Here is a 17,693-nt window from a genome sequence, read left to right as displayed (position 1 = left end):
GGGGAGGTCAGCGACCTCCCCGCCGCCACAGCGTCAACTCCCCTGCTGGGACCGCGCCTTGAAGGCCGCCTTCCGCGCTTCCTTCGCGATCCGCTTGTCCGGGTGCAGTCGTCCCATCGCCTCCAGGACGTCCGCGGTCGCCGGGTGGTCGACCCGCCAGGCCGCCGCGAAGAACCCGTTGTGCTGCTGGGCCAGGCCCTCCACCAGGGCCTGCAGCTCCTCGGAGTTGCCCTCGGCGGCGAGTTGCGCGGCGACTGTGTCGACGGTCAGCCAGAAGACCAGTTCCTCGGAGGGCGCGGGGACGTCGCTCGCGCCGTGTTCGCTCAGCCAGACGCGGGCGAGGCCGCCCAGCTCGGGGTCGTCGAGCACCTCGCGCAGTGCGGGCTCGGCCTCGCCGCCGACGAGGGAGAGCGCCTGCTGGCAGAGCAGCCGCCGCAGGGGGGCGCCGGTGTCGGCGCCGCGGGCCGCGGCGAGCAACTCCCGTGCCGCGGCGAGGGGTTCGCGGCGGGCCAGCCACTGCTCGGTCTCGGCTTGCGCGGCCCCCTGCGGGAACGTCGACGTCCCGTCGAGCAGCGCGTCCGCGCCCTTGTCCGCGAGATCTCCTACGGCGGGGGCGGCGAAGCCGGCCTCAAGGAGGCGGGCCCGGAGGCCGTAGAGGCCTAGCGGGGTGAGGCGGACCATGCCGTAGCGGGTGACGTCGGTCTCGTCGACGGGCGCGGAGGGCCCGTCCGTCAGCTCGTCGAGGTCGGCCATCAGGGCCTCGTCGACGGGCTGGTACTCGACGATCCCGACCGGTGCGAGGAGCCGGAACTGGTCGTCGAGGCGCATCATCGCGTCGGAGACCTGTTCCAGTACGTCGTTGGTGGGCTCGCCCATGTCGCTGGGCACGATCATCGACGCGGCCAGCGCGGGCAGCGGGACGGGGCCGTCGCCGGGGCCGTCCTCGTTGACGGTCAGCAGATAGAGGTTGCCGAGGACGCCGTCGAGGAACTCGGCCTCCGCGTCGGGGTCCCAGTCGAGTGACGAGAAATCGACCTCGCCGCCCTCGTCCATGGCGTCGACAAGACCGTCCAGATCGGGCACGCTCGCGTCGGCGAGGAGGGTGTCGAGGGCGACGAGCCACACCGCGAGCACGTCGTTGGGCGAGCCGGAGGTGAGCAGCGCCAGCTCCTCGCCGGCCGCCACGGTGCCCTCCTCCTCGTCGACGATCGCGACGAGCCCGGTGTCGACGGCGACCCGCCAGGCCTCGCTCGCGTCGGCAGCGGCGTCGTCGCCGGTCAGCCCGAGGGCCTCGGCCGCGGCGGGCAGCTGCTCGTCGACGAGGCCGCCACCGGCGTCGATCCGGGTGTCGGGTCCCGCCCAGCGGGCGAGCTGTGCGGCGCGGGCGAGCAGGGGTGTGGACAGCGCGTCGCGCGCCAGCTCCGCTTCGGAGTGCAGCCGCACCGGCGGCAAGGGGGAGCTGTCTGACATCGGTGGGTTCTCCTAGGGCGCCTCGATGGCCGTACGACGGCCGTACACGACACACGACTCAGCCGCTCAGCCTAGACGGATTTCGACCCATGCCGCCCGGTTCACGTTCCGGCCACGAGGAGTACATGGCTGAAACCTTGACAACTGGGCGGCCCGGCAATGAGATTGACGCGCGTAGAAATGTCATGGACACCCGTCCCGGGTATGTTCTACGCGCGTCGCCACCGCCCCACCGGTTCGCGGCTCCCACCGCCGTATCACCTGTTCTTACCTGTTCCATCACCCTCGTCCCGGCACTCATGCATGTCCCCGGAGGGATCCCGTTGCCGAGCAAGTCCTCCGCGCGCCTCGCCGCGCTCACCGTCGCCGCCGTCTGCTCCATGGCGTCCACGGTCGTTCTCACCTCGCCCGCGCACGCCGACAGCGTGCGCATCCATGACATCCAGGGCACGACCCGGGTGTCCCCGTACGCCGGCCAGAAGGTCGCGGACGTACCGGGCATCGTCACGGGCGTACGCACCTACGGCTCGTCCAAGGGGTTCTGGTTCCAGGACGCGGCCCCGGACGACGACCCGGCCACCAGCGAGGGCGTCTTCGTCTTCACCAGCTCCACGCCGAAGGTCGCCGTCGGCGACTCGGTCACCGTCTCCGGCACGGTCTCCGAGTACGTCCCGGGCGGTGCCTCCACGGGCAACCAGTCGCTCACCGAGATCACCAAGCCGACGGTCACCGTCGTCTCCAGCGGCAACGCCGTACCGGCCGCCACGGTGATCAGCGACAGGTCCGTGCCGAGCCGGTACACCCCGGCGGGCGACACCGCCGCGAGCGGTTCGGTCAACGCGCTGACCCTGCAGCCGAAGAAGTACGCCCTGGACTACTACGAGTCCCTTGAGGGCATGAACGTCCAGGTCTCCGACGCGCGCGTGGTCACCGCGACCGACCCGTACGCGGAGCTGTGGGTCACGGTGAAGCCGCACGAGAACGCCAGCCGCAGCGGCGGCACGATCTACGGCTCCTACGACTCGCAGAACGGCGGGCGCCTGCAGATCCAGTCCCTCGGCGCGACGGCGGACTTCCCGGTCGTCAACGTCGGCGACAAGCTCACCGGCACGACGGCCGGTCCGCTGGACTTCAACGCGTACGGCGGCTACACCCTCGTCGCGAACGAGATCGGCACCGTGAAGAGTGCCGGTCTGAAGCGCGAGACCACGCAGAAGCAGTCGCGCGGCGAACTGGCGGTCGCGACGTACAACGTCGAGAACCTCGACCCGTCCGACGCCACGTTCGACGCGCATGCCGCCGCGATCGTGAACAACCTGCAGTCCCCCGACATCGTGTCCCTGGAGGAGATCCAGGACAACAACGGTGCGACGGACGACGGCACGGTCGACGCGAGCGTCACGGTGAACAAGCTGATCGACGCGATCGTCGCGGCCGGTGGCCCGAAGTACGACTGGCGCTCGATCAACCCGGTCAACGACCAGGACGGCGGCGAGCCCGGCGGCAACATCCGCCAGGTGTTCCTGTTCAACCCGCAGCGGGTCTCCTTCACCGACCGCGCGGGCGGCGACTCCACCACCGCCGTCGGTGTCACCAAGGTGCACGGCAAGGCCCAACTGACCGCCTCCCCGGGCCGGATCGACCCGGCCGACGCGGCCTGGAGCGCGAGCCGCAAGCCGCTCGCGGGCGAGTTCGTCTTCAAGGGCAAGACGGTCTTCGTGATCGCCAACCACCTGATCTCCAAGGGCGGCGACCAGCCGCTGACCGCGCAGTACCAGCCGGTCACCCGCAGCTCGGAGACCCAGCGCCACGCGCAGGCGACGGCGGTCAACGCCTTCGTCAAGGAGATCCTCGCCGCGCAGAAGGACGCGAACGTCATAGCGCTCGGCGACATGAACGACTTCGAGTTCTCCGACACCGCGAAGATCCTCGAAGGCAGGGGCGAGCTGTACTCGGCGATCAAGTCCCTGCCGAAGAACGAGCGTTACACGTACGACTACCAGGGCAACGAGCAGGTCCTGGACCAGATCCTGATCAGCCCGTCGATCCGCAAGGACTGCTTCGAGTACGACAGCGTCCACATCAACTCGGAGTTCAACGACCAGATCAGCGACCACGACCCGCAGGTGCTGCGCTTCCAGCCGTAGCACCTGCGAGGGATGGACGGGGTCCCGCCGACTTGCACCAGGTCAGGCGAAGGCCCCGTCCAGCCAGTTCCGCCAGGCGAGTTCGTTCGCCTTGGCGTCGGCGTCCGGGGCGAAGTCGTGGACGCTGATGCCGACCGGGGCGCCCCAGTGGTTGCGCCCGAAGAAGCGGATCAGTGCGCTGTCGGTACGCAGCCCGATGAAGTACGGGTCACGGAAATCGACTACGGCGTCCAGGAGTTGACCCTCGGGACCGCGCGCCTGGACCCGTGCCCCCTCGGCGGTGCCGTCCGCGAGGCCGAGGGCCCGGCCGACAACTCCGAAGGCGTCGGCGGCAGTTGAGGCATCGGGGCCGTCGAGGGTGGCGAAGGCGACGGGCCGGCCCGCGAAGTGCGTGACGTACTCCCGCAGCGTGTGCAGATAGAACGCGTTGTGCTTGCTCGCACCGTCGTACTGGTTGTCCCAGTCATCGGTGAAGATCCCGCTGTGCACGTACCGCACCCACGCCCGCCGGCCGTCGTCGCGGGGCTCGATGGTCTCGTCGATCTGGTTGAGGCTCTGGATCGGGAAACCGACGTCCTCGGTGCGGGCGGTGAGCCGGTGCGGCGGGTCGAAGTTCGTGAGCGTGGACCCGAAGGGCCCGACACGCTTCTCCCCGTCGAACTCCATCGGCCACAGCCACCCGCCCGTACCGGACGTGATGGCGTCCCACACCTCCCCCGGCGTGGCGTCGACCTCAAACTCGTAGACGATCTCGAATTCCTTGGACATGACTGGCTCCTGGCTCCTGAGTCCTACTGGTCCAATTCCGGGGTGGGCCGGTCCGGTTCGGGGACGGGCTGCGGCTGCGGCTGTTCCTTCACCGTGGGGTGGACGGCCACGATGATCCGGTGGTCGCGTCCCTCCTCCGCGTCACCCGCGTCGTACTTGCGGATGAGGGCGCTCACCCCAGCGGTCAGCTCCTGGATGAACGCGGCCCGGTCGGCGGCGGACGCGAAGCGCACCTCGCCGTCCAGCGCGAAGGTCGCCAGCCGCTTGTGGGCCTTGGTCGCGCCGGTGATCAGCGAACCGACGTCCCGCACCAGCCGGGCGCCGAGCGCCAGCAGCCAGCGCGCGGAGAGCTGGTCGCGGAACCGGTCCGGGTCCGGCTGCACGGCCGCGAGCGCGAGCGGCGAGATGACGTACGACGCGGCGGTCGCCCGCATCAGCCGCTCGGTGACATTGCCCTTGCGCCGCTCACCGGCCAGCTCGACCAGGCCGTGCCGCTCCAGCGCCTTGAGGTGGTAGTTCACCTTCTGCCGGGGCAGTCCGACCTTGCCGGCCAGCATGGTGGCGGACGCGGGCCCGGCTGCCAGCTCGGCGAGCAGCCGGGCCCTTATGGGGTCCAGCGAGACGGCTGCGGCCTCGGGGTCCTCGATCACGGTGACGTCCAGCATGCGTCCACCGTCTCACCGAACACTTTTTTTGTCCAGGCGGGTGAGATTGTCGGTAAGGACCTCTGCCGGCCGGTGGAGCTTCCGCCGGTCAGTCGGGCACGAGGCCGAGCGCGTGGTCGTAACGGCTGACCGTGCTGCTCTTCAGCCCCGGCCAGGTCTGGACGCGTTCCCAGAGTGCGGTGGCGGAGCCGATGCCGTCGCCGGGGGCCGCGAGGGCGTCCAGGTGGGACTGGACACTGTCCCACTCGGCGTAGTTGAGGACGCGGGTGCCGTCGGTGGAGAGGTGGAAGTGGGCGGCGATGCCGCCGGGGTGCGGTGCGGGTTCGTTCTCCAGGGCCTCGAACACGGCGTCCACCCAGGCGCGCTGGCGGTCGGGGTCGGGGCCCTCGAACTCGACGTCTACGATCACGACGCAACCGGGGATACGCCTGGGGTCGCGTCCGGGGATACGTCCGTCCCGGTCCGCCGGGCTGCCGCCGCCGCTGCGGTAGTGGCGGTAGCGGCCGAGGCCGATTCGCTCGATGCCCGGTACGGCGGTGTCGATCTCGTCGACGCGTTCCTGGCGGCGGGTCTTGGCGAAGGCCTCGTACGCCGGCTCGCTCGTCCACTGTGAGTAGTGCAGCAGGGTGGAGGCGTCGTGGCCGGCGTACACGTGGTAGCCGAGGAGGTCGTCGGCGGGCCAGGGGCGGCGTTCCCAGGCACCTGCGATCGCCTCGACGGACCGCCGTTGGCGCAGCGGTGTTCCTACGCGCCAGGTGCTGAAGAAGGGGGCGCCGACGCGGGGGTCGGCGAGGTCGGGGTGGGAGTCGGTACGACGGGTCATGCGGGCCTCCACTGATCGGTACGGGTGTGTGTACCGACCAGCCTTCAACCTCGACCAATGTTGAGGTCAAGGCCCGCCCTATTTCTGCGTCTCTCCCCCTTCCAGACGCGCCAACCGGCTCTGGAACCAGTCGAGGCGAGCCTGCAACAGGGCTGCCTCCGCGACGAGTTCGGGCACACCGAGCCCTTCGGGAAGTCGGGGATCGACGGTCGCCGCCGTGTCTGCCGTGTCTGCCGTGTCTGCCGTGTCTGCCGTGTCGCCTGGGTCGCCGCTCCCCGCCACCACCCGCAGCCCGTCCCCGGCCAGCCGGGCGAACTCCGCGAGCGAGACGGACGTACGACTGCGGACGCAGCCCGCGCACGCGGCGGCCAGGGCCCGCCAACCGGGCCTGCCCCAACCGGCGTCGGCGAGCGCGACGGCTCGCGCGCCGCAGGCGCAGGGGCCGACGGTGGCGGTGCGGACGCGTTGGCGGGCGTAGCGGAAGCCGAGTTCGAAGCGGATGTAGGAACCGAGCACGGTGATGTCGAGGAGGACCGCCGCGCGGTGCTCGGCGGTGCACAACAGGGCTTCGGCCGCTGCCCGTTCGTGCACGCAGTGGAAGCCGCAGTCGCAGAGTCGCGCGGGCGAACGGTGGCGTCGGCCGTAGACGCAGGACGCGTCGGCCACGACTCCGTACGGCAGCGCGCCGCCCAGCGACACACCGGTGAACCCGGCCCGGGTGCCGTCCTGGGACAGCACCGGGTGGGCGATCTTGAATCCGGTCGGCGGCTCCGTCGGGCGTTCCTCGGGGAGCCGCAGCCTCATCGGGCGGCCGGGACCTCTTCGGGCGCCTTCAGCGCCTTGCTCTCCCCGGACGACGCGAACTCCTTGATCTCCTTGATCTCCTTGGGGAGTTCGAGTTCTTCGTCGTGGGTCTGCGGCCGCTCTTCGGCGACTCCGGTGGCCAGTGCCTTGCCGAGCTTCATGACGCCTCCCGTGACCAGGGGTGGATCAACTTCCCACGTCTGTGACCTTCCTGGCCATGGTGACCCATGAGGGGGCCAATTGGACATAGGGCCTTGGGCCAGTCAGTACGGGCCGCCCCGGAAATACAGGCTGCCCTGACGGCGAGGGCGGTCGCCGTGTTGGTGCGCGGCGGCGGAGCGGTCGGCGGGGGTCGTGCGCTCAGCCAGGTCTCTCAGCGTCCTCAGGCCCGCAAGGATCTCGGCGCGGTGCTCGGAGGTCTTCATCCACGCCGGCATCCGCGCGAACATCGCCAGCGTCGGCGACAGTCCGCCCCGCTCGCGCAACCGCGCGCCCACGTAGGCCGCGAGGGCGTCGACGTGCTCCTCGTTGTAGGCCCACAGGATGTGCCCGGCGCAACGGGTCTGGAGCCAGAGCGGGCGCCGGAAGAAGGGGTCCTCGGTGCCACCCGGTTCGGCACCGACCAGGCCGTTGCCCCGCATGTCGGCTTCCCACTCGGCGACGGCCCCGCACCCGGCGCACGCCAACCGGCGCGGCTGGAACAGCAGTTCCATGGCGTACTTGGGTTCGGGCAGACCCGGTCGCGGGACCACTGGCGCGCGGCCGCCGCAACGGGGGCAGACCACCAGCACGCGATCGGTGAAACGGGCCAGCGGGACGCCGTCGTCGCGGTGACGTACGGGGGCTGCGGCGACTCCTTTCCCGGCGCTGGGGCGCACGGAGTCCCCAGCGCCCCCTTCCTCGCCGCTGGGAGGTACGGGGGCTGGGGCGACTCCTTCCCCGTCGCTGGGGCGCACGGAGTCTCCGGCGCGCCCCTTCCCGTCACGCCGCCGCGCGGAGTCCCTGGTGTCGCCGCTCCCTGTCACGCCGCCCCCAACGCCTTCGCCACCGCGTCCCTGACCTCTGCCTCCGAGGGCGCCGATCTGCCCTGCCGTGCTGCCAGTTCGGCGAGGGAGGTCATGGTCCCGTCGGGCAGGCCGCAGGCCGTGAATCTGGTGAACTCCTCAAGGTCGGGTGCGATGTTGAGGGCGAAGCCGTGGCTCGTCACGCCGCCCCGGATGCGCATGCCGATCGAGGCGAGCTTCGTGCCGTCCGGTGTCCAGACGCCGACCAAGGACTGGGCGCCGGGCGGGGTGTCCCGTCGTAGCGTCTCGAAACCGAGGGTGGCGCAGGCGTCGATCAGGGCGTTCTCGACCTGGCGCACGATGTCGCCGGGGCCGCGCTCGCGGAGGTTGAGGACCAGGTAACCGATCAGCTGGCCGGGGCCGTGGTACGTGGCCTGGCCGCCGCGGTCGACCGGGACCAGGGGGATCGGGGAGCCGGCGGGGAGTTCGGCGGGCGGGGTGCGGGTGCCGTAGGTGATGACGGGCGGGTGGGTGAGCAGGGTGAGGCGGTCGGGGATCTCGCCGGCGCGGCGCTGCCCGACCCAGCCGGTCATCCGCGCGACGGCCTCCTCGTACGGCACCTCACCGAGGTCGATCCGCTCGATGCCTCCCATGCCCCGACCCCCATTCCCACGTCGGCCACTGCCGCGCAGTCATCCCGTAGCATCACTTATCAATATACGGTAGAAGAATTAAGTAGTGCTTCACTATTACTCTGCCGAGACTACTCCCATGACGACCTCAGCCCGCTCCGCCCCTCCGCCTTTCGGCCGCGCCCTGTGCGCGATGATCACACCGTTCACCGAGGCCGGGGAACTCGACCTCGACGGTGCCCAACTCCTCGCCGAGCGGCTGGTGTCGGAGGGGTGTGACGGGCTCGTGCTGTCCGGGACGACCGGCGAGTCGCCGACCACGACGGACGCGGAGAAGGCGGCGCTCATCACAGCCGTCCGCGAAGCCGTCGGCGACCGGGTCCCCCTCGTCTCGGGCGTCGGCACCTTCGACACCCGGCACACCGTGGAACTCGCCCTCCAGGCCGAAAAGGTGGGCGCGGACGGGGCGTTGGTGGTCTCGCCGTACTACAGCAGGCCCCCGCAGGACGCCCTGGAGGCACACTTCCGCGAGGTCGCCGATGCCTCGGGACTGCCCCTCGTGCTCTACGACATCCCGGGCCGCACCGGCACCCGTATCGAACCGGAGACCATGATCCGGCTCGCCGAGCACCCCAGGATCGTGGCGGTCAAGGACTGTTCCTACGACTTCCTCGGCATCCAAAAGGTGCTGGACCGCACGGACTTGGCGTACTACGCGGGTTGCGACGAGCACGTTCTGGCGCTGTACGCGGTGGGCGGGGCGGGGTACGTGAGCACGGTCGCGAACGTGGTCCCGGCCCAACTCCGGGCGATCCTGGACGCGTTCGAGGCGGGCGACACCCCCGTGTCCGCCCGCCTCCAGCAACGCGCCACGCCGCTCATCGAGTTGATGATGGCAGCGGGGCTGCCCGGCACCGTCACCGCCAAGGCGCTCCTCAACGGACTCGGCCTGCCGGCGGGCCCGGTCCGCTCACCGTTGCGGTCCGCCGGCCGCGAGGCGACCGACGAACTGCTGGCGGCGTACGAGGAGTTCGTGGCCGCCTGACCGGCACGCGGTGGCTGGTCAGCGCTCGGCGAAGACGGGTGCCCAGTACGTCTTGTAGATGTCCTTGTACGTGCCGCTGAGGGGTACGACCTTGTCGCTGCCGATCGTGACCAGCACGAGCCGGGGCAGGTACGTCTCCTCCAGACTCGTGGTCCGCTCCCAGGCGATGAGCCGCTTGTCGTCGGCCCAGGCGAGCAGAGTGCCGCCGCGGACCCTGGTGATCTCCTTGCCGGTGCTGGGATCACTGATCGAGGAGTACGACTTCCCGGGGGATCCGCCGACCTCCTTCGTCAGGCCGAGCGCGGCGAGCCTGCCGTCCGGGGACAGCCGCGCGTCTACGTCGGACCGCAGGTACCGCTCGTTCGCGGGCGCGGCGATCTCGTTCCCGTCGAGGTCGTAGAACTGCTGGAGACCGTCCCGGCCCCCGATGATCTGCGAGTACACCTGCTCGCCGGTCCGGCTGAAGGCGAAGTCCTGGCGGCTGTTGATCTCGCGGCCCGATGACACGCCGCTCCACGAGCCCGCGCCGGAGGCCATGTCGAGGACGTAGAAGCCGCTGCGGGTCGAGTTGTGCGGCGCCGTCCAGTCCAGCGCCCCGGTCTCCGCGTTGACCGCCGAGCGCGTGCGCACATCGGGGTTCTCGTCGTACGTCGTCGCGACGAGCCGGCTGCCGTCGTGCGAGAACTCGACGCCGCCGACCCCACGCTCGACCGGGATCCACCGCTCGACCTTCCCCGTCGTGAGGTCGAGGAGACCGATCCGGTGGGCGGGCAGGCGCTGCTCCAGCACGGCAGCGGTGTGCATGCCGGGCGCGACGGCGACGTAGGACCACTTGGTGGTCTTCTTGTACTTCTCCGTGCGTGGGTCGAGCAGCCAGTAGGTGCGGGTGAAGACACCCCGGTCGGACGTCTGCGCCACGGTGTCGGCCGTGTAGTACGCGGCGAGCGCCGTCCGGCCGGCCGCGACCATGTCGCGCGGCGGCCACTGGTCCGGGTGCGTCACGACCCCGTCGATCACCTCGGCGGGGCGTACATCGGTCCGGCCCGGGTCCAGCAGCGGCACGGTCACCGCGACCGCGATCACGGCGGCCGCGGCCGCGGCGACGGTCGCGAGCCTGCGCGTACGACGGCGACGCACGGCCAGCACCCGGTCGGCGAACCCGGGCGCCGACGACATCTGTCGGGAGGCCTGCTCGCGCAGGGAGTCACGCACCAGTTCCTCGATGTTCACGGACGCACCTCCACGGGTGAGAAGTCACGGGACGGTACGTCGTCGGCGCCGTGCGGGCCGACGGCGGCCAACTCCGGTGCGAGGACGCGCAGTCGGGCCAGGGAACGGTGGGTGGTGGACCGTACGGTGCCTACGGAGCAGCCCAGGACGCGGGCCACGTCGGCCTCGGGCAGGTCCTCGAAGTAGCGCAGCACGAGCACGGTGCGCTGGCGGGCGGTGAGCCGGGACAGTGCCTCGCGCATCACGACGCGCAACTCGGCGGCGGAGGAGGCGTCCGGGGCCGCGCGGGTCTCCGGCGGTTCGGCGACGGTCAGTTCGCGCCTTCGCCACTTCAGCCGCCACCGGCTGACCTGCTGCCGGTAGAGGATCTGCCGTACGTACGCCTCGGGTTCGTCGATCCGCTGCCACCGTCCGGCCGCCTTGACCAGGGCGTTCTGCAGCAGATCCTCACCGGCGTACCGGTCGCCCCCGCTGAGCAGCACGGCGGTCCTCAGCAGCGCCGACGACCTGTTGTCCACGAAGTCCCGGAAACCTTCCAGCCCTTCGGCATCCATCGTCACCTTCACCCACTTCCCCGACGGCACCCGATGCCCCGCCCCCTGTGATCCTTGGGACGCGTGCGGACGCCGGCCGCTATGCCTGTCGGCACGAGAAAGTTCCGCCGACTCGCACAACCCCTCCCCTACGGTGGCCACATGAGCCGCCGCCCCCTGCTGTTCCTCGACGTCGACGGCCCCCTCAACCCATACGGCCGCGCAGCCGGAACGACGCCCCGAGGGCTACACGACGATCCGGACGGTGTGTTCGTGACCGCCCGTCATTCCGGCCCGGCGCTGCTGCGCCACGTGGATCCCCGACTCGGGCTGCGCGAGGGGGACTTCGCGGCGCCGGCGGAGTTCGCGGTGGCCGTACGGAAATGAGCGAGCGCCCTCCCGATGTCCTGGAGGGCGCTCAACCGCATGTGTGCCGGTGGTCAGTTGTGGCTGTGCAGGATCTCGTTCAGGCCGCCCCAGACCGCGTTGTTCGGGCGGGCCTCGACCGTGCCGGTGACCGAGTTGCGGCGGAAGAGGATGTTGGAGGCGCCGGAGAGTTCGCGGGCCTTGACGATCTGGCCGTCGGGCATCGTGACGCGGGTGCCGGCGGTGACGTAGAGCCCGGCCTCGACGACGCACTCGTCGCCGAGCGCGATGCCGACGCCCGCCTCGGCGCCGACCAGGCAGCGCTCGCCGATGGTGATGCGGACGTTGCCGCCACCCGACAGCGTGCCCATCGTGGACGCGCCGCCGCCGATGTCCGAGCCGTCGCCGACCACGACACCGGCGGAGATACGGCCCTCGACCATGGACGTGCCGAGCGTGCCGGCGTTGAAGTTGACGAAGCCCTCGTGCATGACCGTCGTGCCCTCGGCGAGGTGCGCGCCGAGCCGGACCCGGTCGGCGTCGGCGATACGGACGCCCTTCGGTGCCACGTAGTCCGTCATGCGCGGGAACTTGTCGATCGACGTCACCTGGAGGTGCAGGCCCTCGGCGCGCGCGTTCAGCCGCACCTTCTCGACGTCGTCCACGGCGACCGGGCCGAGCGAGGTCCAGGCGACGTTGGCGAGGAAGCCGAACATGCCGTCCAGGCTCTGGCCGTGCGGCTTGACCAGCCGGTGCGAGAGGAGGTGCAGGCGCAGGTACACGTCGTGCGCGTCGAGCGGCTTGTCGTCGAGGGAGGCGATGACCGTGCGGACCGCGATCACCTCGACGCCCCGGCGGACGTCAGGACCGATCGCCTTGGCCGCACCCTCGCCGAGCAGTTCCACGGCACGCTCGGCGGACAGGCTCTCCGTACCGGCGGGCCCGGGTTCGGCGGACAGTTCGGGCGCGGGGAACCAGGTGTCGAGAACGGTCCCGTCGGCGGCGACGGTGGCGAGCCCGGCGGCAACGGCGCCGGTGGTGCGAGGTGCGGTCGTGTCGGTCATGAGGGAAACCTAACCTGGCGGGGGCGGCGGGGACCAACTCGTCCGTGGGGTGTCTCAGGGAACGACACACCCGTACGCCCCACGGCAGCGTTACGGGCGGCCCGCACTCCCCTCGTGGTGCGGGCCGCCCGTGCCGGGGTGCCGGATCAGCCGCGTTCGCCGGCCTTGTCCACCACGGCCCGCGCGGCGACCGACTGGCCGCCCACGACCTTGCCGTCCACCACCATCCGCGTCCCCACGATCCGGTAGGTCTGCGGGTCGAGCAGCCACTGGTCCGCCATCGACTCCCCGGACTTGAGGGAGCCGGCCCTGGCATAGGACAGGGCGATCACCCATCGCCCCGAGGCGTCCTTCACCAGGTGGTCGGTGACCTTCCCGCCGGGCAGGGTCGCGAGGGCGCGGTAGAGCGAGGCCAGGCCCTTGGACGGCATCACGTCGGCGGTCAGAAGGACGCTGATCTCGGTGTAGTCGGACTCGGCCTGAGTGGTCCCCTTGCCGTCGGCGATGGCGTTCTTCTCGCGAAGGAACGTCAGGGTCTGTTCGGCGCCGGCGGGCAGAGCCTCCAGCACCCGGTACAGCTCACGCGGCGAACGGTCGTCGCCCTCCCCGCCGTTCTCCAGGTGCATCTTGGTGATGTTGAGCTTGGGTTTCTGCCCCTTGAGGACAAGGTCCTCGGAAGCCATCGCGCTGCCGTCGTACCGGATCCAGCCCGGTTCCTCGATCGCCGCCCTGCCCAGCATCTTCACGGTCCCCGGATCGGGTGCCTCCGCCATCTGCAGGGTGTAGATCCACTGATCGGCCCTCGGTACGGCGGAGTCCGGCTCCGTCTCGACCAAGTCGGCCGCCCGCTGCAGGAGTTGGGCCGCGCTCAGCCCCTTCAGGCTCACGTTCGGTGTGCTCGCCGGTTCCACCTTGCGGCCGGGTGTGGTCCCGCCCAGCAGCATGGTGACGGTCACGGCCACGGCGGTCACCGCCGCCACCACCGCGACGATCACGAACTCCCGCCGCCGCCACAGCACTTGGTGCCGCCCCTCGGCCCGTGCCGCCTCGGTCAGCCGCGTACGCCCCGACGCGAGCCGTTCGCGGTCGAGCGCCGGCGCTCCGGCGCGCAGCTCGCGCACCTGCGTCATCTCGTCCATCGCTACGCCACCTCCGCCGCGTCGTTCACGAATGCGGGATCGGCGCCCAGCGCCGAACGCACCTTGCGCCGCGCCCTGTTGAGCCGGGAACGGACGGTGCCGACCGGGATGTCCAGCGCCTCGGCGACCTCCTGGTAGGTGAGGTCGGCCCAGGCGACGAGCAGGAGCACGTTCCGGTCGCCCGCCGACAGCGCGGCGAGGGCACCGGCGAGCGGGCCCTGCGCGGCGATCCGGCTGTCGGTGTCCTCGACCCAGGAGTCACCCCAGGACGCGGCGACGGGGTCACGCCCGGTGCGGGCCAGCGCCTTGAGCGCCCGCACCTCGGTACGCCGCTGCTTGCCGATGAGGTTGCCCGCGATGCCGTACAGCCAAGGGCGTGCGTTGGCCCGGGTCAGGTCGTACCGCGACCGGATACGGAACGCCGTGAGGAACGTGTCCGCGGTGATGTCATCGGCCGCACCGTCGCCCAACCGCCGCGCCGCGTACCGGTGGATGTCCGACGCGTACCGGTCGTAGAGCAGGGCGAACGACTCCGGCTGCGCCAACGACCGCGCGACGGCCTCCGCGTCGTCCCCGCCCCGCGCCGCCACCGGCGGTGGTCCACTCACAAGGTCTCCCCCGATTCATCCGATTCATCGGTGCCGACGACTCATCAGTGCCGAATGCCGTCGTGTCGCCTGCTGTTACCCGGTGGGGGCCGGAGAGTTCACGGTGGGGGCCGGAGAGTTCACGGGGTGCGGGAAAGTGCTTCAGTCGTCCGCGGGCCGCGGAATCACCCGCCCCAACACCTCCCGCGCATACCCCTCGTCGTACGCCGCGTCCGTCAGCAGCACCTGCAGACAGATCCCGTCGATCAGCGCGACGAGCGCCCGCGCGGTCACCGGGTCCGTCCGCCGGGCCAGTTGCTCGGCGAGGTCGCGGGTCCACTCGTCGGCGACGGGGCGCAGGGCGGGGCGACGCAGGGCGGCCAGGTACAGCTCGTACTCCAGCTCGACGCCCGTGCGGTCGCCCGCGAGCCACTCCCCCATCCAGCCGGCGAGTTCCCCGGCCAGGTCGGTGCGCGGGTCCTCCAGACCGCCCCGCGAGGCGATCACCTTGGCGAATGCCTCGTTGGCCTGGCGCAGTGCGGCGACCATCAGTTCGTCGAGGGTCGCGAAGTGGTACGTCGTCGAGCCGAGCGGGACATCGGCCTCGGCGGCGACGGAACGGTGACTGAGGCCCGCGATGCCCTTGTCCCCGACCACCCGGATCGCCGCGTCGATGATCCGCTGCCGCCGCTCGGGGTCGTAGCGCCGGGCCATCAGTGCGTGCCTCCCCCGGCCATCAGTGCGCGCCGCCCAGGTTGAGGACCACGACCCCGACGATGATCAGCGCGATGCCGGCGGCCTTCGCGAGGGTCATCCCCTCGCCGAGGAACACCGTCCCGATCCCCACGATGGCGGCGGTGCCGAGGCCGGCCCAGATCGCGTAGGCCGTACCGACCGACATGGACTTCAGCGTCTGCGCGAGCAGCGCGAAGGAGAGCACGTATCCGAGGACCGTGAAGACCGACGGCCACAGCCGGCTGAAGCCGTGGCTGAACTTCATGGCGGTGGTGCCGCCCACCTCCGCGGCGATCGCCGTGAGGAGCATCAGGAATCCCATGTGTACGAGTGTACATAACAGCGCTGACACAGGGGACCCACAAGGCTGTTGCCCGAGAGGGCACCGAGAAGGCACCGAGAAGTGGACATGAAGTCCCATACGCCACGCGAGTGCCCCTACGTCGCACGCGCCCCCGGGAATCTCGTAGAAACCGCTCACTGAAACGGCTGCTCGGGGCTCTCTCGCTCCACTACTGTTTCACCGTTCACACATCTGGTTCACACACCTGGCTTTCACGGTCACGGCCGTCGCCATGGGAGCCGCTGGAGGAACAGCGCATGCCGGACAGCACGTCCCAGCCCCCTTCCCCGCACCACACCCCTTGGGAGAACGGCTGGACCCCCGACAGCACCCGGGCCCCCGGAACCCGTCGGCTCTATCTGGCCGGGGCGCTCGCCGTCACCACGATCGTCGTGTGCGTCACGGCAATTGTCCTAACGGACAAGCAACCTGACGACACGTCACGTACGAAGAAGGCGGACCCGACGGCACCGGCCGGCGCGGACGGCCCCGGCCTGCTCTCGTTCGCGTCCCCGTCGAAGCAGAGCACGCCCACGCCCGACGAGCACACATCGGACTCGGCCTCGGTGAAGGCGCCCAGCACCACGTCGGCCGCCGCCGCGGAACACGGCTCGAAGCCCTCCGCGAAGGCGCCGTCCCCGTCCAAGTCGACGTCGTCCCACGGGAGTTCGTCCGGCTCCTCGTCCTCTGCCGCCTGGAAGTCCGTCCGCTCGGTCAACTACCCGGACCGCTACTGGCAGGTGAGCGGCGACTTCGTCAAGCTCAACCCGGTCAGCTCCGCAGCGGCCCGCCGCGCCGCCACCTTCAAACTGGTCAAGGGCCTTGCGAACAGCTCCTGTTACTCCTTCACGACGGCCAACGGCACCTACCTCCGCCACCGCAACTTCATCCTCCGCGCGGAACGCAACGACGGCTCCCCCGTCTTCAAACAGGACGCCACTTTCTGCCCCCGCCCGTCGCCCTACTCCGGTGCGGTGATGCTGGAGTCGGTCAACTACCCGGGCCGCTTCCTCCGCCACCAGAACTTCCAGCTCAGGCTGGACCGGTACCAGGACAGCACCCTGTACCGGTCCGACTCGGCGTTCCGGTTGGTGGACGGGCTCAACTAGGCGGACGCGTCACGAAAGGCGATCAGCGAGGCCTTGGGCCGCAGTACGCAGAACTCGTTCCCCTCCGGGTCGGCGAGCACCACCCAGCCCACGGCCTTGCCCTGCCCGATGTCGACCCGCCGCGCGCCCAGCGCGAGGATCCGCTCGACCTCGGCCTCCTGATCGTCGGGGGCAAGGTCGAAGTGCAGCCGGTTCTTGGCCTTCTTCGGATCGCTCACCGGCATGAAGCAGATCCCCGTCTCCGCGAACTCCCCGGGCCCGATGACGACTTCGCGTTCCTTCTCCGAGAGAATCCGCCAGTCCAGCACCCCGCACCAGAAGCGGGCGAGCCCCGGCAGATCGTGCGTGTCGACGACGACGTGATGCAAAGAAACGGCCATACCTCAAAGGTATGGCCGTTTCCGGTAGTCAGAAAGCTCAGACGTTGAACCCCAACGCCCGAAGCTGATCGCGTCCGTCGTCCGTGATCTTGTCCGGGCCCCACGGCGGCATCCACACCCAGTTGATGCGGAGTTCGTTGACGAGGCCGTCCGTCGCGGACTTGGCCTGGTCCTCGATGACGTCCGTCAGCGGGCAGGCCGCCGAGGTCAGGGTCATGTCGATGGTGGCGATGTTGGCGTCGTCGATGTGCACGCCGTAGATCAGGCCGAGGTTGACGACGTCGATGCCCAGTTCGGGGTCGACGACGTCCAGGAGGGCCTCGCGGACCTCCTCCTCGGAGGCGGGCTTGATCTCCATGGTCTCGGTGTCACTCATGCCGTCTTCCTTTCCGCGTCGGAGTCGGCTCCGCCCAGGGCCTGGGCCGTCGCGTCCTTCCACGCCATCCAGCTGAGGAGGGCGCACTTCACCCGTGCCGGGTACTTGGAGACACCGGCGAACGCGACCGCGTCCTCCAGCACCTCCTCCATCGCGTCGTCGGGCTCGATCCTGCCCTTGGACTGCATCAGCTCCAGGAAGGTCTCCTGGATCTTCTGCGCCTCGGACAGCTCCTTGCCGACGAGGAGGTCGTTCAGTACGGAGGCCGATGCCTGGCTGATCGAGCAGCCCTGGCCCTCGTAGGAGATGTCCGTGATCTGCTCGCCGTCGTACTTCACGCGCAGCGTGATCTCGTCGCCGCACGTCGGGTTGACGTGGTGCACCTCGGCGTCGCCATCCCGCAAGCCCCGGCCGTGCGGGTGCTTGTAGTGGTCCAGGATGACTTCCTGGTACATCGAATCCAGCTTCACGGT

At 70.3% G+C, this 17,693-nt stretch carries 22 protein-coding genes; 4 read left to right on the top strand and 18 right to left on the bottom strand.

Annotated elements, in window-relative coordinates:
* Window positions 1-33: 33 nt before the first annotated feature.
* A complete protein-coding gene (locus ACFWP5_RS24220; RefSeq protein WP_384160150.1) occupies window positions 34-1,470 on the bottom strand; it encodes a hypothetical protein in 1,437 nt (478 codons plus the stop codon).
* 323 nt (window positions 1,471-1,793) lie between these two features.
* Here ACFWP5_RS24220 and ACFWP5_RS24215 point away from each other — a divergent pair, with 323 nt between their 5' ends.
* Complete coding sequence (locus tag ACFWP5_RS24215) at window positions 1,794-3,617, top strand: endonuclease/exonuclease/phosphatase family protein (protein ID WP_384160147.1); 1,824 nt, start codon at window positions 1,794-1,796, stop codon at window positions 3,615-3,617.
* A 42-nt stretch (window positions 3,618-3,659) separates the two neighbouring features.
* On the opposite strand, the gene ACFWP5_RS24210 is transcribed toward ACFWP5_RS24215, so the two are convergent.
* The 7 genes from ACFWP5_RS24210 to lipB all read right to left on the bottom strand — a co-directional run bounded on the left by ACFWP5_RS24210 (window position 3,660) and on the right by lipB (window position 8,334).
* Complete coding sequence (locus ACFWP5_RS24210; protein ID WP_384160144.1) at window positions 3,660-4,385, bottom strand: SRPBCC domain-containing protein; 726 nt, start codon at window positions 4,383-4,385, stop codon at window positions 3,660-3,662.
* Window positions 4,386-4,408: 23 nt separating this feature from the next.
* Window positions 4,409-5,050 (bottom strand): ArsR/SmtB family transcription factor, encoded by a 642-nt coding sequence (locus ACFWP5_RS24205; RefSeq protein ID WP_384160141.1) that lies wholly within the window; start codon window positions 5,048-5,050, stop codon window positions 4,409-4,411.
* Between the two features lie 88 nt (window positions 5,051-5,138).
* Window positions 5,139-5,873 carry an antibiotic biosynthesis monooxygenase gene (locus tag ACFWP5_RS24200; protein ID WP_384160138.1) on the bottom strand — a complete coding sequence of 245 codons (735 nt, stop codon included), beginning with the start codon at window positions 5,871-5,873 and terminating at the stop codon, window positions 5,139-5,141.
* A gap of 78 nt (window positions 5,874-5,951) precedes the next feature.
* Entirely contained in the window at window positions 5,952-6,677 is a 726-nt protein-coding gene (locus ACFWP5_RS24195) for a hypothetical protein (protein ID WP_384160136.1), read from the bottom strand.
* Window positions 6,674-6,838 carry a hypothetical protein gene (locus ACFWP5_RS24190; protein ID WP_384160133.1) on the bottom strand — a complete coding sequence of 55 codons (165 nt, stop codon included), beginning with the start codon at window positions 6,836-6,838 and terminating at the stop codon, window positions 6,674-6,676. The genes ACFWP5_RS24195 and ACFWP5_RS24190 overlap by 4 nt, the downstream gene beginning before the upstream one ends.
* A 102-nt stretch (window positions 6,839-6,940) precedes the next feature.
* The gene (locus tag ACFWP5_RS24185) at window positions 6,941-7,555 is read right to left on the bottom strand and encodes a hypothetical protein (protein ID WP_384160130.1); all 615 of its coding nucleotides are present in this window, start codon (window positions 7,553-7,555) and stop codon (window positions 6,941-6,943) included.
* Between the two features lie 143 nt (window positions 7,556-7,698).
* On the bottom strand, window positions 7,699-8,334 hold the full coding sequence (gene lipB / locus ACFWP5_RS24180; RefSeq protein WP_384160127.1) for a lipoyl(octanoyl) transferase LipB: 636 nt from the start codon (window positions 8,332-8,334) through the stop codon (window positions 7,699-7,701).
* A 118-nt stretch (window positions 8,335-8,452) separates the two neighbouring features.
* Here lipB and dapA point away from each other — a divergent pair, with 118 nt between their 5' ends.
* Window positions 8,453-9,358 (top strand): 4-hydroxy-tetrahydrodipicolinate synthase, encoded by a 906-nt coding sequence (dapA, locus tag ACFWP5_RS24175; RefSeq protein ID WP_384160125.1) that lies wholly within the window; start codon window positions 8,453-8,455, stop codon window positions 9,356-9,358.
* 18 nt (window positions 9,359-9,376) lie between these two features.
* Here the strand turns inward: dapA and ACFWP5_RS24170 are convergent, their stop codons facing one another.
* Window positions 9,377-10,588 carry a WD40 repeat domain-containing protein gene (locus ACFWP5_RS24170; protein WP_384160122.1) on the bottom strand — a complete coding sequence of 404 codons (1,212 nt, stop codon included), beginning with the start codon at window positions 10,586-10,588 and terminating at the stop codon, window positions 9,377-9,379.
* The gene (locus tag ACFWP5_RS24165) at window positions 10,585-11,142 is read right to left on the bottom strand and encodes a SigE family RNA polymerase sigma factor (protein ID WP_384160118.1); all 558 of its coding nucleotides are present in this window, start codon (window positions 11,140-11,142) and stop codon (window positions 10,585-10,587) included. Before ACFWP5_RS24165 ends, ACFWP5_RS24170 begins: the two co-directional genes overlap by 4 nt.
* Window positions 11,143-11,283: 141 nt before the next feature.
* Here ACFWP5_RS24165 and ACFWP5_RS24160 point away from each other — a divergent pair, with 141 nt between their 5' ends.
* Window positions 11,284-11,508 carry a hypothetical protein gene (locus ACFWP5_RS24160; protein WP_384160164.1) on the top strand — a complete coding sequence of 75 codons (225 nt, stop codon included), beginning with the start codon at window positions 11,284-11,286 and terminating at the stop codon, window positions 11,506-11,508.
* A 53-nt stretch (window positions 11,509-11,561) separates the two neighbouring features.
* Here ACFWP5_RS24160 and dapD read toward each other — a convergent pair whose 3' ends face one another.
* The 5 genes from dapD to ACFWP5_RS24135 form a co-directional block, all read right to left on the bottom strand.
* On the bottom strand, window positions 11,562-12,551 hold the full coding sequence (gene dapD / locus ACFWP5_RS24155; protein ID WP_033283144.1) for a 2,3,4,5-tetrahydropyridine-2,6-dicarboxylate N-succinyltransferase: 990 nt from the start codon (window positions 12,549-12,551) through the stop codon (window positions 11,562-11,564).
* 146 nt (window positions 12,552-12,697) lie between these two features.
* The gene (locus ACFWP5_RS24150; RefSeq protein ID WP_384160114.1) at window positions 12,698-13,690 is read right to left on the bottom strand and encodes a CU044_5270 family protein; all 993 of its coding nucleotides are present in this window, start codon (window positions 13,688-13,690) and stop codon (window positions 12,698-12,700) included.
* A gap of 2 nt (window positions 13,691-13,692) precedes the next feature.
* Window positions 13,693-14,298 carry an RNA polymerase sigma factor gene (locus ACFWP5_RS24145; protein ID WP_384160111.1) on the bottom strand — a complete coding sequence of 202 codons (606 nt, stop codon included), beginning with the start codon at window positions 14,296-14,298 and terminating at the stop codon, window positions 13,693-13,695.
* Window positions 14,299-14,439: 141 nt separating this feature from the next.
* Complete coding sequence (locus ACFWP5_RS24140; RefSeq protein WP_384160108.1) at window positions 14,440-14,991, bottom strand: TetR/AcrR family transcriptional regulator; 552 nt, start codon at window positions 14,989-14,991, stop codon at window positions 14,440-14,442.
* A 22-nt stretch (window positions 14,992-15,013) separates the two neighbouring features.
* A complete protein-coding gene (locus ACFWP5_RS24135) occupies window positions 15,014-15,334 on the bottom strand; it encodes a DMT family transporter (protein WP_384160105.1) in 321 nt (106 codons plus the stop codon).
* 278 nt (window positions 15,335-15,612) lie between these two features.
* Here ACFWP5_RS24135 and ACFWP5_RS24130 point away from each other — a divergent pair, with 278 nt between their 5' ends.
* Window positions 15,613-16,464 (top strand): AbfB domain-containing protein, encoded by an 852-nt coding sequence (locus tag ACFWP5_RS24130; protein ID WP_384160102.1) that lies wholly within the window; start codon window positions 15,613-15,615, stop codon window positions 16,462-16,464.
* Here the strand turns inward: ACFWP5_RS24130 and ACFWP5_RS24125 are convergent.
* From ACFWP5_RS24125 to sufU, 3 genes are read right to left on the bottom strand one after another with little or no spacing between them, the layout of a single operon-like run.
* The gene (locus ACFWP5_RS24125) at window positions 16,461-16,844 is read right to left on the bottom strand and encodes a VOC family protein (RefSeq protein ID WP_384160099.1); all 384 of its coding nucleotides are present in this window, start codon (window positions 16,842-16,844) and stop codon (window positions 16,461-16,463) included. The two genes, ACFWP5_RS24130 and ACFWP5_RS24125, sit on opposite strands and share 4 nt — an antisense overlap.
* A 37-nt stretch (window positions 16,845-16,881) precedes the next feature.
* A complete protein-coding gene (locus ACFWP5_RS24120; RefSeq protein WP_019060535.1) occupies window positions 16,882-17,220 on the bottom strand; it encodes a metal-sulfur cluster assembly factor in 339 nt (112 codons plus the stop codon).
* Window positions 17,217-17,690 carry a Fe-S cluster assembly sulfur transfer protein SufU gene (gene sufU / locus ACFWP5_RS24115; protein WP_384160095.1) on the bottom strand — a complete coding sequence of 158 codons (474 nt, stop codon included), beginning with the start codon at window positions 17,688-17,690 and terminating at the stop codon, window positions 17,217-17,219. The genes ACFWP5_RS24120 and sufU overlap by 4 nt, the downstream gene beginning before the upstream one ends.
* Window positions 17,691-17,693 lie beyond the last annotated feature (3 nt).

It is taken from the genome of Streptomyces sp. NPDC058469 (assembly GCF_042721125.1).
Taxonomy (GTDB): Bacteria; Actinomycetota; Actinomycetes; order Streptomycetales; family Streptomycetaceae; genus Streptomyces.
This window is presented reverse-complemented; position numbering and strand designations above follow the sequence as displayed.